This is a genomic window from Blastomonas sp. AAP53 (assembly GCF_000331245.1).
Taxonomy (GTDB): Bacteria; Pseudomonadota; Alphaproteobacteria; order Sphingomonadales; family Sphingomonadaceae; genus Blastomonas.
In genome coordinates this window covers 186215-201106 of sequence record NZ_ANFZ01000002.1, presented here as the reverse complement: position 1 = coordinate 201106, position 14892 = coordinate 186215, and the positions used below count along the sequence as shown (strand labels likewise).

Below are 14892 nucleotides of genomic sequence, written 5' to 3'. Positions count from 1 at the left end.
CGGCGAGTTTGGCTTTGGCGTTCATCGCCATGGTCGCCCTTTCCTCCCCCGCCTCCGCGCAGCCCGACGACAATGTCCGCATCGAATTGAAGTTTGCCGCCGACCAGCTGGACCGCGCCAAGGTCTCGGGCCTTGCCCACCGGTCCTCGATGCGCGAGGCGACGCTCGACGATCCGGTGCGCATCGCCTCGATCTCGAAGCTCGCGGTCGGCGTCGCGGTGATGCGGCTGGTCGACAAGGCGGTGCTCGATCTTGACCGCGATGTCTCGCTGTATCTCGGATGGCGGCTGGTCCATCCGCAGTTTCCGACGCAGAAGATAACCCTCAGGCTGCTGCTCTCGCACCAGTCGGGGTTGAAGGACGATGCGGGCTATTTCATCCCGCTCGATGCCAGGCTCGCAGATCTGCTCGCCAAGCCCGAGGCATGGGATGCAGGTCACGCCCCCGGCGCGTATTTCCGCTATGCCAATGTCAACTACCCGGTGATCGCCGCGGTGATGGAGGCGGCATCGGGACGCCGGTTCGACCGGATCATGACCGAAGAGCTGTTCGATCCGCTGGCGATCCCCGCCTGCTACAACTGGTCGGGCTGCAAGCCGGGCGCGGCGAAAGACGCAATCACGCTCTACAATCCCGATGGCAGCGTGGCGCGCGACGACTGGATCGGCGCGCCCGACCAGTGCGCCTATGTCGCCGCCAGCAACGGGGCGTGCGATCTGGAGGCGTATCTGCCCGGCCAGAACGGATCGGCCTTTTCGCCGCAGGGGGGCCTTCGCATTTCGGCAGGCGGGCTCGCGCGGCTGGGGCAGATGCTGCTGAATGGCGGCGACGGGTTGCTCACCCCTGAATCCTTTGCCGAACTGATCCGCGCGCAATGGCGCTTCGACGGCAGCAACGGCGATGACGATCACGGCTATTTCACCGCCTTTGGCTTGGGCGTCCAGCGGATCGAAAAGGCAGATGGGCAGGTGTGGATAGGGCATCCTGGCGAGGCCTACGGGTTGCGCGCAGGCCTGTGGGTCAATCGCGCCAGCGGCGAGGGCGTGGTACGGATCAGCACCGGAAATGCCGAGGATGACCCCATAGGTCATTGTCTTGACGCATGCCCTTGATAGGTTGCAATCAGCAACCCGAATCAACGGGGCTGCGGACAGGAGACAGACGATGATCGGCTATGTGACGGTTGGTACGAATGACCTCGACAAGGCGCGCGATTTTTACGCAGGCCTGATCGGTGCGCTGGGCGGCAGCGAACTGATGCGGATGGAAGAAAACGGCTTCACATTGTTCGGCACGCAATGGGGCGCTCCCGGCATCGCGGTCACCCGGCCCCATGACGGCCAAGCAGCCAGCGTGGGCAACGGCATGATGATTGCGCTCGCCATGGACGCGCGCGCCAAGGTCGACATGCTGCATGCCAAGGCGCTCGAACTGGGCGGCACCTGCGAAGGCGAACCGGGGCTGCGCGGACCCGAAGGCGAGCAGGCATTTTACGGTGCCTATTTCCGCGACCTTGACGGCAACAAGCTTTGCGCGTTCAAGGTGGGACCAGCGGACTGAACCGAAGTCCATGCAGGCAAAGGGGAAATCGATGAACAGGGCAACGGCTTGGAGCTTGATCGGCAGCGCGCTGGCTTTGGTGCTGGCAGCACCCGCGACTGCGCAGACGGCAGCGTCTGATGCCTTGGGCAGCGCGGTGGCGAAGGATTACGACGCCAAGCTGGAAAAGCTGTTCCTCGATTTCCACGCCAACCCGGAACTCTCGTTCAAGGAAAGCCGCACCGCCAAAATCATGGCGGCGGAACTGCGCGCTGCCGGAGCGATCGTGACCGAGGGCGTCGGCATGACCGGCGTTGTCGGCATTATGAAGAACGGCGATGGCCCGGTGATCATGGTGCGCGCTGACATGGACGGCCTGCCCCTCGCCGAGGACAGCGGGCTTTCGTATATGTCCAAGGCCCGCCAGGTCGATATCGACGGCACCGAAAAGCCGGTGATGCACGCCTGCGGGCATGACACGCACATCACCTCGATGGTCGGCACCGCACGGCGGCTGGCGGCGATGAAGGACCAGTGGAAGGGCACCGTATTGTTCGTCGTCCAGCCCGCCGAGGAACGCATCGGCGGCGCGGCCAAGATGATCGAGGACGGACTCTACACCCGCTTCCCCAAGCCCGATTATGCGCTCGCCTTTCACGTGTCGTCGGGCACGCCCACCGGCAAGATCGAGATCCAGCCGGGCCTGGCCGCCTCGTCATCGGACTCGGTCGATATCACCGTGTTCGGGGTCGGCACGCACGGCGCCTATCCGCATATGGGCAAGGACCCGATCCTGATCGGCGCGGAAATCGTGGTGGCGCTGCAGACTTTGATCTCGCGCGAAATCTCGCCGCTCGACGCCGGGGTGGTCACCGTGGGATCGTTCCATTCGGGCTTCAAGCACAACATCATCTCGGACAAGGCCGAGCTGCAGCTCACCGTCCGGTCGAACGACAATGCGGTGCGCACAAAGCTGCTCGATGGCATCAAGCGGATCGCCGAGAACGTCGGCCGCATGAACGGCCTGCCCGAAGACAAGCTCCCCAAGGTGCGCGTTGGCTTTGAATCGACCCCGGTGACGGTCAACGACAAGCCGCTGACCGAGCGGATCACCAAGACCTTCGCCCGCCGTTTCGGCGCGGACGCTCTGCTGACCAATGAAGCGCAGACCGGCATGGGTGCAGAGGACTTCGCCTATTTCGTCGCGCCCAACACCGATGTGCCGGGACTGTACTTCAACGTTGGCGGTACCCCGCAGGCAGAGATCGACGCGGCCAAGGCAGGCGGCCCGCCGGTGCCTGCGCACCATTCGCCCTTCTTCAAGGTTTCCCCGCGCGAATCGATCACGCTGGCAACCGAGGCGATGGTGAGCGCGGTGGTCGATCTGCTCGGCCCCGGCAACGGCCCGACGGCGGATTGAGGATCGATTGATGGCCAAGCGCCGCGCCTGGGAAGACGAAGAGGACGACGCGGAAGCTCCGCCGCCGGTACCCTGCTGGCTGTGCGAGCGCGACCTTGGCGAGCTAGTGGAATATCACCACCCTGTGCCCAAGGCCAAGGGCGGCAAGGCCCGCGTGGCCGTCCACCCGATCTGCCACCGCACCATCCACGCGCATTTCACCAATGCCGAGCTTGGCCGGATCGGCGAGAATGTCGAGGCTTTGCGAAGCAATCCGGACATCGCCAAGTTCCTGACCTGGGTGGCAGGCAAGCCAGCGGATTTCAACGCGCCGACGAAGAAGAAGGAGCGGTAGCCGTGGGCCCGCGCAACGGGTTCACGCCATGGACCTGAACCTGTGGCTGATGTTTTCCGGCGCTTCGCTGCTGATGGCCATCATCCCTGGACCGGGTGTCGCCAGCATCGTCGGCTTTGCCTTCAGCTCCGGCAGGCGCACCGCGCTGGCATCGGTCGCGGGCATGGCCGTCGGCAATGCCCTGGCCATCACCCTGTCGCTGGCCGGGGCAGGCGCGATACTCGCCACCTCTGCGATCGCGTTCACCATCCTCAAATGGGCAGGCGCGCTCTACCTGATCACCATCGGCCTGATCGCGATCGTCAGGAGCACCGATCAGACCAACAGCGGCACGCCCGGCAGGGCAATCAGCGCCCGGACCGCGTTTCTGACCAACATCGCCGTGGGTACGCTCCACCCCAAGACCATCCTGTTCTTCATCGCCTTTGCCTCGCAGTTCATCCGCGCAGACGAACCGTATCTGCTGCAGGCGGGGATCATCGTCGCGACATTCACCCTGATCGCCGCAGCCACGGACACGGTCTATGCGCTGACCGCGTCACGCGCATCGGGCCTCATCGAACGCCCGTATTTCCGGAAATGGGCACAAAGGGCAGGTGGCGGAGCGGTCTTGTCCGCCGGGCTGGCCATGGCGGCCCTGCGCCGCTGACGGCGGAAGGCGCTCAGGGCCCCTACGGGTCAGTCCCCGTCGCTCGGCCTGCTCACGCTCCAATATTGCCATGCGCAAAAGCCCAGCACGACCACGCCCGACATCAGCATCTCGATGATGCCCAGATTGTTGATGATCCAGTCTTTCATACGGGCCAACCCCTCTTTCAGGCTTCGCGGCGCTGGCCCGCGCCCGTGCTGCGCTTGAGTGGGCGATTGGCCAGCGTGTAGCGGATGATCAGGCTGACACCGATGACGCTGGGGATCGCCCAGATCAGGGGGTTGAAGACATGGTCGGGCACCAGCCGGATCAATCCCACGGAGAGGAACGCGGTATAGGCCGATATGCCCATGCCCAGCAGGGCACGGAAATGTTCCGGGACGTGCGCGCGCGGGGGCGCCTTGGGCCGCCAGACATAATATTGCTGCGTGGCGACGGCGGTCAGGCCGACCACCGCCAGCGCCGCCATCAACGGCTGGCCGATGCTCAGGCCGAAATAGCCGCAATAGCCGGCGGACGCGATCACGGCAGCGAACATCGCCTGATAGAGCGGGCTTCGCAGCGCGGCACGGTTCGCACGGTGGCGCACCACGGCGAGGCCATAGACGGCAAAGCCGATGGTGAGCGTGCCCAGGTACAGCATCATCCAGCCGAACAGCCCGGCAAACAGCACGCGGTCGGTGATCATCGGCAGCCGCTTTTCCGGCCCGTAGAGCGACAGCAGCGCCATCGCGATCGCCAGCGTTCCGGCGATGATGAAGGCGATGGTGCCGATCCGCCCCCATTTGCGGTGGGCAGCGCCACCCTTGCGCGCCGCGATCGGGACCCAGAACGCGATCAGCCCGGTTGCTCCGGCGATGACGTGGAGAACAACCAGGGCTTCAAACAGGTGCATGGGCTGGGCCTGAAAAAATCCTCCCCGAGCTTGTCTCGGGGAGGGGGACCGCCGACCGCAGGTCGGGGGTGGAGGGGAAGGCGTATAGGGCGACGTTCAAAGTCCGCACGATCCCGCTACCCCTCCACCCCGACGCTTCGCGTCGCGGTCCCCCTCCCCCAGCAAGCTGGGGGAGGATCTGTGTCAGCTTAATTCCCCGCTGCCGCCGCTGCGGCGGGAGCCGCTGCTGCTGCTGCAGCACCCGTGGCAGAGGCTGCGCCCGGAACCGCAGGAGCAGCCGCCGATACCGTCCGCAGCGCCGGATAGTCCTTGGCCATCTGGGCACCGCCCAGAGGCTTGCGCTGCATCTGGTGGCAGGTCGCGCAGTTGGTCTTGTACGGATCGCCTTGCGGGCCAAGCCGCTTGGCAGGGAACACGCTGGCGAGGGGATGGATATACTCCTCGTTGGTGTTCTTCACCATCTGCAGACCATACCAGGCCAGCGCACGCTGCGGGCTGCTCTGTTCCCAGCGCGCGAACGAGCGGCTGTTGTGGCAATAGGTGCAGTTGACGCCCAGCGACTGCGACAGGTGCATCATGATGGCATAATTGCCTTCTGCATCCTTGACGCTCTGCCGGTTGGCGGTGGTCGGGTGGATCGTCTTCGAGATCACTCGTGCCGGGCCTGAATTGCCGCGCATGTACTTGGCATAGGTGCCGACCGGCAGCGAGGCATAGCCCACCGACTGGTCGGGGGTGTTCTGCCCGCGCTTGTTGCCCATCAGACGTCCGTCAGACGGCTTGGGATCGGTCCAGACATATTTCGGAACCGCAGCGCCACGGTGGCAAGTGTAGCAAGTCACCCCGGTCTGCTTGACGTGGTCCGAATAGTTCTGGTTGATGTTCTGCGTCATCTGGATCATCCGGCGCGCGACAACCTTGGTATATTTGCTGTCGTCAGCCAGATTTTCGGCATTGTGGCAGTAATTGCACCCGGCTTCCTCGGCAGGCGCATCGGCCGGCACGATCCACTGGGTGATCGCAGCCATGGTATAATCGAACTCTTCCTGGCTGACATTCGCCAGCACCTTGACGTTCTGATACACCTCGCCCGCCTTGGGCCCGCTGGGCGCAGGCAGTTCGTACGGCGGTGGCGGCACCTGTCCGGGCGACACGACGTTCTGGGGATCGGTGATCTGGACGATGCCCGTGCCACGATACCCGGTCTGTTGTGTTTCCTTGGGGCCGAATTCGCATCCCGCCAGGGTAACGCTGGCAATGGCCAGCGCCCCCAGGGCGGTCAGTTTGGAAAGACTCAGCATGGCCGTCAGCTCCCTTGCGTCTGGCTGGGGGCCGCAGGCGGTGCGCCCGGATCCTCAACCATCTGGTTTGGATCGATCACAGCTTCGCTCGGGGCAATGAGCGTGGTGCTGGGATCGACGACACCGGTATCGGGATAGGCAGGAGCGAAATTGTGCTCCTGAGCCCACAGATACCAGTTATCGACAACCGTGCCGGTCAGCAGGATGCCGATACCGCCGGTAAGTGTGGTCAGCACGGCAAACCACCAGGCCCAACGATGGATCGATTCCATGGTGGCATTGAAGCCCATGGTCCAGCGCCAGAACAGACCAGCGCGTTCGCTGGCTGTGCCGCGGTCGTAGATCTGTTCGATCTCACGCTCGCCACCATAGCGACCCACGGCCAGAATTGTGGCCCCGTGCATCGCGAAAAGCAAGGTGGAGCCGTACAAAAAGGCGATCGAGAGCGCATGGAAGGGGTTGTAGAACAGGTTGCCGTAGCGGATCGAGAAGGCTGCGGTCCAATCCAGGTGCGGGAAGATGCCGAAGGGCACGGCTTCCGACCAGCTGCCCAGCAGTGCGGGGCGGATGAAGCCGAGCACCAGGTAGAGCCAGATGGCACTCGCAAAGGCCCAGGCAATGTGCGTGCCCATGCCCAGCGCCTTGGCGCGGCGGTACGTGCGCAACCACCAGAGCAGGACCGAGGCGGTCAGCAGGAAGCCGGTGATGATCCACCAGCCGCCTTCGGCCAGCGGCACCATCGGCGAGAAGCCCCATTCGGGACCAGGGGGTTCCAGCGCGAGCCAGAACAGCTCTTTCAGGAACACATTGGGGTTCCAGTTGACCGAGGCCATCATGTTGAGGCCGATGATCACGAACGCCAGCGAACCCATCAGAAGCGATGCGAGCCCCAGCTTGCCGAGATACAGCGGGCCGAGCTGGGCCTGGCCGAACTTGCCCATCCAGTAGCTATAGGCGGTGACCGGAATGCGGGGATCGCTGCCGTCCTTGTGCGGCATCCCCATTTCGGGATGCCCGCGCAGTTGGACCTGGGTGAAGATGTTTTGGTAACTTGCCATGGTGAATTATCCCTCTCACATCCAGATCGGCAGGTTGAGCCACCAGCTCCACCATTCCGGCCAGCCGCGGGTCCAGAACGGGCCGGATATGATGATGCACACGGCGCTCCAGAAACCTGCGTTCAGCGCCAGCAGCAGGCCCACGCGGTGGATACCGAGCGTGCCGACCGAATAGCCGATCAGGTCGCGGAAGAAGGTGTCTTCATATTCGGGCGATTTGACGTCTTCACCCTTGGCCGGATTGGTGGCCGAAAGGACCAGCGCGCCGTGCATCGACAGGGCAAGGGTCGTGGTGAAGAAGAACGACACGGCGAGCATGTGCGCCGGGTTGTAGTGGAAGTGCAGATACTGGTAGCCGACGTTCGACACCCAGTCGAGATGGCTGAAAATGCCATAAGGGAAACCATGTCCCCAGGCGCCCAGCAGCATCGGGCGGAAGACCACCAGAGTGACATAGGCGAATATGGCCACCGCAAAGGCGAAGGGCACATGATAGCCCATGCCCAGCTTGCGGCAGATTTCAACCTCTCGCAGCGCCCAGCTGACAAAGGCGCCGATCGCGCAGACCGTGATGATCTGCCACAGACCGCCCTCCTTCATCGGCGCGAGGCCCAGACCATATTTCAGGTCGGGTGGCGCGATGCTGATCAGCCACGGGTTCCAGGTTCCGCCCTGCGATGCACCGTAAAAGATGAGCGCAGTGCCAAGCGAGGCAAAGAACAGAGTCGTGATCCCGAAGAAGCCGACATAAAATGGCCCGACCCAGAAATCGAACAGATCCCCGCCGACCAATGTTCCGCCTCTGACGCGATATTTTCTCTCGAAGCTCAAGAGCGCCATTGCCAGACTCCTTCGTTAGCCGCCGCGCGCATGCGCGACGAGCCTGATAGCTATCCCCGATGGTGCGGGGTCTCGATTGACTCAAATAACCCAGTGAAAGGGGCGGACCGGTAAGAACCAGTCGCACAGGTCCGCCCTCATCGCCTGGTCAGGCGACACACTGGCTTTACCCCGGCGTCAGGGTGTGATCGCCGATGCCGCAGCCACTGCAGCAGGTGCAGCGGTCGGGTTGGGAGCCTCCAGCCAGTTGTAGCGATTGGTGCTCAACAGGATGAAGTGGATGAGAAGTGCGAGGACGAACAGGAAGACCGCCAGGGCAGTCAGGATCTTGTTGCCATCGAATGTTTGCCACATTCTATGCATGGTAAGTTTCCTTTTTAGCTGAGCTGCACGTCGGTCACGGGGTCGAGACTCGAAGTCGCCTCATAGCCGGGCGTGCCCGGGAACCAGGGGCGCCATTGCCAGACCAGAACGTGTGCGATGATCGCGATGATCGTAAAGAAGGCAAAGCTTGCAACGAAGAGTTTGTGAAACTCCTTTGCTTCGCTTTCCGTCAGGTAGGTCGCTGGACCCATCCCTTCATCTGCCATGAGATATTCTCCTTAGCTTCCAGATTTGGAAGAACGCCAAATGAGCGCCTTCCAGGCGATTATCCGTTCGGGAAAATCCCGTGCGGATCGTGGAGGCCCCGTCCCAAGGCCGATGACTGGACCAGCCGCTCACGCGGGCTGACCCATATTCTGTGCGACGGCTTCCTCCACCAGCCGCACCTCGGTTACTGAATTCTCGTTCGCGCGCCGTGCGGCCCTTTCGGCCGCGTCGCGCAGGTTCTTGGCCGCAGAGATGCGAACAAGAACCGGCTGCGCGTCGACCAATTGGTCGAGCCGCGCCTTGGCTTCCGGCGTCCAATCGAGTTCCCGCTCGATCCTGGCCGGAGTGGCCGCAACTGCATCCATCTGGGTCGACAGCGGCAGGATGTGGAACAGCGCATCGAACAGCGCGTTGCACACCTCCTGCACCAGCCAGGTCGCCCCCGAATAGCCCATCACCGGCGTTCCCGTGTGGCGGCGGATCACCGCGCCGGGGAAGCTTGCCGGAATATACATGCCGCGCGCACCGCATTCGGCCATGTACATCCGCTCGTTATAGCTGCCGAACATCACCAAAGGCGGGTTGGTGCGGATCGCCTCGCGCACCGCCTCGTTGTCGGGCTTGACCCCGGCGGTGCGGCTGAAGGCGAAATTGCACGGCAGGCCCATGTCGTGCTCAAGGAAATTGCGGATGCCGCGCGCATAGGTTTCGTTGGCGTGGATGCCGAAGCTTGCCGTGCCGAAGAAATCCTGCGTCACCGAACGCCACAGATCCCAGAGCGGCTTGATCGTCGTGTGCTTCTCGCGGTCGATGAACGGCTCGGGGTTGAGCCCCGTCAGCTCGCCCAGCTTGCGCAGGAACAGGGTGGTCGATTCCAGCCCGATCGGCGCCTGCAGGTACGGGCGTTCGAGCGTCTCGCACAGGTTGCGGCCGAACTCGCGGTACATGCAGATGTTGACCTCTGCATCCGCAAGCTTCTTCACGTCGGCCAGATGGCTGCCCAGCGGGAAGACCATGTTGAGCTCGCAGCCGATGCCTTCGACCAGCCGCTGGATTTCGGCCAGGTCGCTGGGCATGTTGAACGTGCCGTAGATGGGCCCGAGGATATTGACCTTGGGCTTGGTACCCTCCTTGTGGGGGGCGAGCGGCTTGACCTTCTTGGGTCCGAACTCGGTCCACAGCCAGGTCAGCGCGCGGTCGGCGGCCTGCCACTGATCTTCATCGATGGTGCGCGGCAGGAACCGGCGGATGTTGGTACCATTGGGTGTCACGCCACCGCCGATCATCTCGGCGATCGAACCGGTAACCACCACGGCGGGCAGATCGGGATCGAGCGTCTGCCAGGCGCGGCGCATCGCGCCTTCGGTGCCGGTCTTGCCCAGCTCTTCCTCGCCCAGGCCGGTGACGACAATGGGCAGTTCGTGCGGCGGCAGAGCATCGGTATAATGCAGAACCGAGGTGACCGGCAGGTTTTCGCAACCCACCGGACCGTCGATGATGACCTGCAGGCCCTTGATGGCGGTGAAGGCGTAGACCGCCCCCCAATAGCCACCGGCCCGATCGTGATCGATGATGAGGGTCATGTGCCCACCGCCTCTTCGGACTTGTTGAGGCCGACCATGCGCGCGGCGTACTTCTTCTTGAACTCGGGCCGGTCGACCGGGGTGTCGCGCCAGATGCCGGCATTCGCATCGGCACCGACGCCGTCGAAGAAGGTCTGCATCCGGTTGAACCGGTCCTGGTTGGCGAGCGCGGCGTTAATCACCAGCGCCAGCGAACCTGCGCCCGCCGGGCCCATCAGCGGGCGTGCCGAGATGAGATTGGTGAAATACAGCGCCGGGATCGCCTCGCTCTTGGCGTGCTGGACCACCGGAGTCGTTCCGATCGCCAGATCAGGGCGGTACTCTTCCACCGCCGCGATATCCTGCTCCAGGCTGGCACGGTACTGGATACGCACGCCGCGCGCTTCGAGCCACGCACGATCGGGTTCGGACCAGCGCGTCTTGGGGCAGGCAGTCCCGACATAGGGTACATCCGCGCCGCTTTCGATCAGCAGCCGCGCGACCAGCAGTTCGGAGCCTTCATAGCCCGAAACGGTGATCCGGCCCTTGATCGGGTTGGCGTCGAGCGCCGCGCGGATCGCAGGCAGGAATCTGTCCTTGGCGGCATCGACCAGCGACTGCGCGATACCGCAGGCCGCTCCAATGGCGTCGAGCCAGGCGGCGGTGCCATCGACGCCGACCGGAGCTGATCCGACCACCGGACGTCCGGCAGCCTCGAACTCGCGCACGCTGGCGGTGTAGAATGGGTGGATCGCGGCAACCACGGCGCAATCGAGCGCGCTGTACAGCTCGCGCCATTCGCGGGTGGGAACGACCGGGCCAGCGGCCAGGCCCAGAGGCTCGAGCAGCTGGCCGATGCCGACCGGATCGGCGGGGAACATTTCACCCAGCAGCGTCACCGTCGGACGGTCGGGGCGCTGGCTGGGGGCCGCAACCGGCCCTTGCGAGGCTTCCTTGCGGGCATAAGCCAGCATCGCGCCTGCGAGCACATCCTTAGCCTCGGCATGCGTCGGGATGCCGAAACCGGGGACATCGATGCCGATGATCCGCACGCCGTTGATCTGCTTGGGCAGATTCTGGATCGGCACGCCCGATGCAGTGGGCACGCACAGGTTGGTGACGACGATGGTGTCGTACAAAGCCGGATCGGCCATCAGATGCACCGCGTCGCGAATGTCTTCGTACAGCTTGCCGGTGACGAGCGTCTCCGAACTGAACGGCACATAACCGACCGAACGCCGTGCGCCGTAGAAATGCGAGGTGAAGGTGAGGCCATAGACGCAGCAGGCCGATCCCGACAGGATCGTCGCGGTGCGCCGCATGCGCAGGCCTACGCGGAGCGATCCGAAGGCGGGGCACATGCTTTGCGGCTGATCGTGCGGGCCCTTGGGGTAATCTGCCGCATAGCGCGCCAGAATCTCGCCCTTGCCAGCCTCTTCGGCTGCCGCGCGCATGGTGTCCTTTGACGAGCACCCCCCTTCGACGGGAGCGGCCGCAAGCTCGATCCGGTCAGGCGTGCGCGAGGCTGAAGAGGCGGGGCTGTCGGTCATACGCTGTCGTAAACCACTTCGAGCGAGGGCTTCTGTTCGTAGGTGCCACCGCGCATGTCGGCCTGGGTCGCGGGAACCAGCTCGACGTTGCCGCCGGTGTCTTCGGGCTTGAACAATGCCAGCAGGCCATCCTGCGTCAGCGGACGCGGCGAGGCAGGCTGCGCTTCGGCGACGTTGGTCGCCAGCTCCTCGAACAGCGACGCCCATTCGGTGTCCGGCCGTCCGATGATCTGGTAGTTGGCCGACTTGCGACGGATATCCTCATTCGCCGGGATCGAGGCGAGGATCGGAATGCCGACTTCGGCAGCAAAGGCCTGCGCCTCGCCGGTGCCGTCATCCTTGTTGATCAGGATGCCGGCAACGCCGACATTGCCGCCCATCTTGCCGAAATAGTCGACCGCCTTGCAGACGTTGTTGGCGACATAGAGCGATTGCAGGTCGTTCGAGGCAACGACGATGACCTTCTGGCACATGTCGCGCGCGATGGGCAGGCCGAAGCCGCCGCAGACCACGTCGCCGAGGAAGTCGAGCAGCACGAAATCGAAGCCCCAGTCATGGAAGCCCAGTTTCTCGAGCAGTTCGAAACCATGGATGATGCCGCGTCCACCGCAGCCGCGTCCGACTTCGGGACCGCCCAGTTCCATCGCGAACACACCGTCGCGCTGGAAGCAGACGTCCTCGATCCTGACCTCTTCACCGGCGAGCTTCTTGGCGCTGCTGGTCTCGATGATCGTCGGACATGCCTTGCCACCGAACAGCAGGCTTGTGGTGTCGGACTTGGGATCGCAGCCGATCAGCAGAACGCGCTTGCCCTGTTGCGCCATCATGTAGCTGAGGTTCGAAAGCGCGAAGCTCTTGCCCGAACCGCCCTTGCCATAGATTGCAATGACCTGCGTTTCCTTGGTCACCGGCCCGGTGTGCACCGGATCGGGTTCGTGCGACGCTTCGTCGCGAAGGGCGGCCGTATCAGGTCCGGAATGTTCCAGCATCGTCATGCGCAAGCGCTCCAATCGAGTATCATCTTGAGACAGGCCGGGTCGGTAAACGCGGTCGGGTAGGCGCTGGTCGCATCGGCGACCGGCTGAACATGGCTGACCAGCCCGGTGAGGCTCAGGGCGCCGCTGGAGACCATCGCGCGAATCGCGACGAGATCGTCCGGGCCCCATTCCGCAGCGACGCGGATGCGCGCCTCGCGCATGAACGCGGGCGGAAAGGTGAAGCTCAATGGCTGCTGATAGAAGCCGGCCAGCGTCACCTGTCCGCCCTTGCCCAGTCGTGCTATCAACGTATCAAGCAAGGCGCTGTCGCCGCTGACATCGCAGATGCTGCGGTAATCGCGGCGTTCGTCTGAATCGGGATGGACCACCGCATAGCCGTGATCGCCTGCGCTGCGCGCGGCATCGATTTCCCACACGGTGGGCGCTGGCGCGCCGCTGGCAATGGTGAGGCGAGCGAGCAAGCGGCCCAGAATGCCGTGGCCGACGATCAGGTCGGGAGGCTCGCCTCCCGCCATGGCGTGCAGCGCGGTTGCGGCCAGAGCGAACAGCACGCCGTCCGATCCCCAGCTTTCATCGATGGGGAGCGCACGCGCCGAGGGAACCACGAGTCGCCGCGCAGAGCCGCCGAACAGGCCGCGCGCATCGGCAAAGCAGTTGGCGCCGGGGACGAACACCCATTCGCCGATCCGGGCCCGGCATTCCGTACCTGAATCAACAATCCGGCCCACCGATTCATAGCCGGGGACCAGAGGATAACCCATTCCGGGGAAATTCGGCATCTTGCCGGTGAACAGCAGCTTTTCGGTGCCGGTGCTGATTCCGCTCCAGACGATCTCGACGACAACGTCGCCCGATTCCGGCGCATTCAGTGCAAGCGAGCGCAAAGCAAGGCGGTGCGGCGCTTCGAAAATGACGGCCATGGCCTGCACTGTGCGCTCCCCTCGTTTTGAGCCTTGAGGAGTCGCCTAAGAGACCCCTGAACAAGGTGTCATCTTAACTTAACTCCCCCTAGTGTCAATGTAGGTTTACACATGGAGGTGCATTTGTTTTTGGACAGTTGGACACTTTCCGAAAAAATCGGGGGCCCGGGCCGGGTCAGGCGGTGGCGGCGATGACCCGGGTGACAATGGGCAGCCCGGTGTGCCGCTCGCGCCAGGATGCAAAGCCAGCCCTGGTCAGCATCGCACCGATTTCGCGCGTGGTGCGCGCCCGGCCAGAGCCCATGGCGAGCAGATAGAAGCCGAAATAGGCGTCCGCCATCGCCTCTGCGCCGCTGGTTCCCGCCATCGGTTCGGCAATCAGCAGCGTATCGCCGGGGCGGAGCGCCGCGCGCACCTTGGCCAGCAGCGCCTGCGCCAGATCATCGTCGTGATCGTGCAGGATGCGCACCAGCGTGATCAGGTCATAGCCTGCGGGAATCGCATCATTGCGAAAATCGCCCGGATGCGGAGTGACCCGCACGCCCTGTTCCGTGAGCTGCCGGGCACCGATCGCGGTGACGGCGGGCAGATCGAACAGCCCGAACTCGAGCCCCGGCGCAGCCCTGGCCACCGCCGCAATGAATGCGCCCGCGCCGCCGCCGACATCGAGCATCCGCCGGTGCCGATCGAACCGCCAGGCGTGCACCACCTGATCGGCGACCATCGGCTGCGATGCCGCCATCAGCTGCGAATATGGCGAGACCGCCGCCTGATCCTCGCCCTCGCTGCCATCACCCAAGGCGTAAGGCCAGTATCCTGCCAGTGCGCCCGGCTCGGTCCGCTCGCCGCGCAGCAGCGACAGAGGATCAGCCAGATCGGCATAGAGCAGATGATGGTGGCGGATCATCGCAATGGCGCCGGGGTTTCCGGTCAGCGCCACGCCCTGATCGCCCAGCATCCACAGATCATCGCCGACGCTCTCGATCACGCCTAGGGCCGCTGCCGCGCGAAGCAGCCGGCAGGTCGCGTCCTCGCCCAGCCGCGCCTGCGCGCCCAGCTCCGCCGAAGTCGCCGCGCCCTGCTCCAGCCGCGCGATGATGCCGCCTTCGACACAGGCGAACAGCGTCTGCGAATAGGTGAACCCGGCGATGATATCGAACAATCTCCGTGCCCGTACCCGCGAGACCGCGCGCGTCAGCAAGGATCGCGACGCCCAGGACTGAAATCCCGGGCTG

The 14892-nt window shown here is 64.1% G+C and carries 16 protein-coding genes; 5 read left to right on the top strand and 11 right to left on the bottom strand.

Annotated elements, in window-relative coordinates:
* Positions 1-29: 29 nt before the first annotated feature.
* From D618_RS17315 to D618_RS0100960, 5 genes are read left to right on the top strand one after another with little or no spacing between them, the layout of a single operon-like run.
* Complete coding sequence (locus D618_RS17315; protein ID WP_193746657.1) at positions 30-1112, top strand: serine hydrolase domain-containing protein; 1083 nt, start codon at positions 30-32, stop codon at positions 1110-1112.
* A 52-nt stretch (positions 1113-1164) separates the two neighbouring features.
* Positions 1165-1560, top strand: a complete 396-nt coding sequence (locus D618_RS0100975; protein WP_017669614.1) for a VOC family protein — start codon at positions 1165-1167, stop codon at positions 1558-1560.
* A gap of 31 nt (positions 1561-1591) precedes the next feature.
* A complete protein-coding gene (locus D618_RS0100970) occupies positions 1592-2959 on the top strand; it encodes an amidohydrolase (protein ID WP_040369982.1) in 1368 nt (455 codons plus the stop codon).
* Positions 2960-2969: 10 nt separating this feature from the next.
* A complete protein-coding gene (locus tag D618_RS17310) occupies positions 2970-3293 on the top strand; it encodes an HNH endonuclease (protein ID WP_017669612.1) in 324 nt (107 codons plus the stop codon).
* 28 nt (positions 3294-3321) lie between these two features.
* A complete protein-coding gene (locus D618_RS0100960; protein ID WP_017669611.1) occupies positions 3322-3942 on the top strand; it encodes a LysE family translocator in 621 nt (206 codons plus the stop codon).
* 166 nt (positions 3943-4108) lie between these two features.
* Here D618_RS0100960 and D618_RS0100950 read toward each other — a convergent pair whose 3' ends face one another.
* The 11 genes from D618_RS0100950 to D618_RS0100900 form a co-directional block, all read right to left on the bottom strand.
* Positions 4109-4837 carry a hypothetical protein gene (locus tag D618_RS0100950; protein ID WP_017669609.1) on the bottom strand — a complete coding sequence of 243 codons (729 nt, stop codon included), beginning with the start codon at positions 4835-4837 and terminating at the stop codon, positions 4109-4111.
* Positions 4838-5025: 188 nt separating this feature from the next.
* A complete protein-coding gene (gene pufC, locus D618_RS0100945; protein ID WP_017669608.1) occupies positions 5026-6138 on the bottom strand; it encodes a photosynthetic reaction center cytochrome PufC in 1113 nt (370 codons plus the stop codon).
* A gap of 5 nt (positions 6139-6143) precedes the next feature.
* On the bottom strand, positions 6144-7196 hold the full coding sequence (gene pufM / locus D618_RS0100940; protein WP_017669607.1) for a photosynthetic reaction center subunit M: 1053 nt from the start codon (positions 7194-7196) through the stop codon (positions 6144-6146).
* Between the two features lie 15 nt (positions 7197-7211).
* The gene (gene pufL, locus D618_RS0100935; RefSeq protein ID WP_026091138.1) at positions 7212-8036 is read right to left on the bottom strand and encodes a photosynthetic reaction center subunit L; all 825 of its coding nucleotides are present in this window, start codon (positions 8034-8036) and stop codon (positions 7212-7214) included.
* A 177-nt stretch (positions 8037-8213) separates the two neighbouring features.
* Complete coding sequence (gene pufA / locus D618_RS0100930) at positions 8214-8390, bottom strand: light-harvesting antenna LH1, alpha subunit (protein WP_017669605.1); 177 nt, start codon at positions 8388-8390, stop codon at positions 8214-8216.
* A 23-nt stretch (positions 8391-8413) separates the two neighbouring features.
* Complete coding sequence (gene pufB, locus D618_RS0100925) at positions 8414-8626, bottom strand: light-harvesting antenna LH1, beta subunit (protein WP_017669604.1); 213 nt, start codon at positions 8624-8626, stop codon at positions 8414-8416.
* Between the two features lie 129 nt (positions 8627-8755).
* Positions 8756-10210 carry a chlorophyllide a reductase subunit Z gene (gene bchZ / locus D618_RS0100920; protein WP_017669603.1) on the bottom strand — a complete coding sequence of 485 codons (1455 nt, stop codon included), beginning with the start codon at positions 10208-10210 and terminating at the stop codon, positions 8756-8758.
* Positions 10207-11739, bottom strand: coding sequence for a chlorophyllide a reductase subunit Y (gene bchY / locus D618_RS0100915; RefSeq protein ID WP_017669602.1), 1533 nt, complete (start codon positions 11737-11739; stop codon positions 10207-10209). Before bchY ends, bchZ begins: the two co-directional genes overlap by 4 nt.
* Positions 11736-12728: a chlorophyllide a reductase iron protein subunit X gene (locus D618_RS0100910; protein ID WP_152414488.1), complete on the bottom strand. Its 993-nt coding sequence runs from the start codon at positions 12726-12728 to the stop codon at positions 11736-11738. The genes bchY and D618_RS0100910 overlap by 4 nt, the downstream gene beginning before the upstream one ends.
* A 2-nt stretch (positions 12729-12730) precedes the next feature.
* Positions 12731-13666 (bottom strand): chlorophyll synthesis pathway protein BchC, encoded by a 936-nt coding sequence (gene bchC / locus D618_RS0100905; RefSeq protein WP_026091135.1) that lies wholly within the window; start codon positions 13664-13666, stop codon positions 12731-12733.
* Between the two features lie 166 nt (positions 13667-13832).
* On the bottom strand, positions 13833-14819 hold the full coding sequence (locus D618_RS0100900) for a methyltransferase (protein WP_017669599.1): 987 nt from the start codon (positions 14817-14819) through the stop codon (positions 13833-13835).
* Between the last annotated feature and the right edge of the window lie 73 nt (positions 14820-14892).

What these genes read in the sequence shown, in the direction of transcription:
- D618_RS0100950 (WP_017669609.1), bottom strand. Translation starts at nt 4,837, where the DNA reads ATGCACCTGTTTGAAGCCCTGGTTGTTCTCCACGTCATCGCCGGAGCA.
- D618_RS0100970 (WP_040369982.1), top strand. Translation starts at nt 1,592, where the DNA reads ATGAACAGGGCAACGGCTTGGAGCTTGATCGGCAGCGCGCTGGCTTTG.
- pufM (WP_017669607.1), bottom strand. Translation starts at nt 7,196, where the DNA reads ATGGCAAGTTACCAAAACATCTTCACCCAGGTCCAACTGCGCGGGCAT.
- pufB (WP_017669604.1), bottom strand. Translation starts at nt 8,626, where the DNA reads ATGGCAGATGAAGGGATGGGTCCAGCGACCTACCTGACGGAAAGCGAA.
- D618_RS0100960 (WP_017669611.1), top strand. Translation starts at nt 3,322, where the DNA reads ATGGACCTGAACCTGTGGCTGATGTTTTCCGGCGCTTCGCTGCTGATG.
- bchY (WP_017669602.1), bottom strand. Translation starts at nt 11,739, where the DNA reads ATGACCGACAGCCCCGCCTCTTCAGCCTCGCGCACGCCTGACCGGATC.
- bchZ (WP_017669603.1), bottom strand. Translation starts at nt 10,210, where the DNA reads ATGACCCTCATCATCGATCACGATCGGGCCGGTGGCTATTGGGGGGCG.
- pufA (WP_017669605.1), bottom strand. Translation starts at nt 8,390, where the DNA reads ATGTGGCAAACATTCGATGGCAACAAGATCCTGACTGCCCTGGCGGTC.
- pufC (WP_017669608.1), bottom strand. Translation starts at nt 6,138, where the DNA reads ATGCTGAGTCTTTCCAAACTGACCGCCCTGGGGGCGCTGGCCATTGCC.
- D618_RS17315 (WP_193746657.1), top strand. Translation starts at nt 30, where the DNA reads ATGGTCGCCCTTTCCTCCCCCGCCTCCGCGCAGCCCGACGACAATGTC.
- D618_RS0100910 (WP_152414488.1), bottom strand. Translation starts at nt 12,728, where the DNA reads ATGCTGGAACATTCCGGACCTGATACGGCCGCCCTTCGCGACGAAGCG.
- pufL (WP_026091138.1), bottom strand. Translation starts at nt 8,036, where the DNA reads ATGGCGCTCTTGAGCTTCGAGAGAAAATATCGCGTCAGAGGCGGAACA.
- D618_RS17310 (WP_017669612.1), top strand. Translation starts at nt 2,970, where the DNA reads ATGGCCAAGCGCCGCGCCTGGGAAGACGAAGAGGACGACGCGGAAGCT.
- D618_RS0100975 (WP_017669614.1), top strand. Translation starts at nt 1,165, where the DNA reads ATGATCGGCTATGTGACGGTTGGTACGAATGACCTCGACAAGGCGCGC.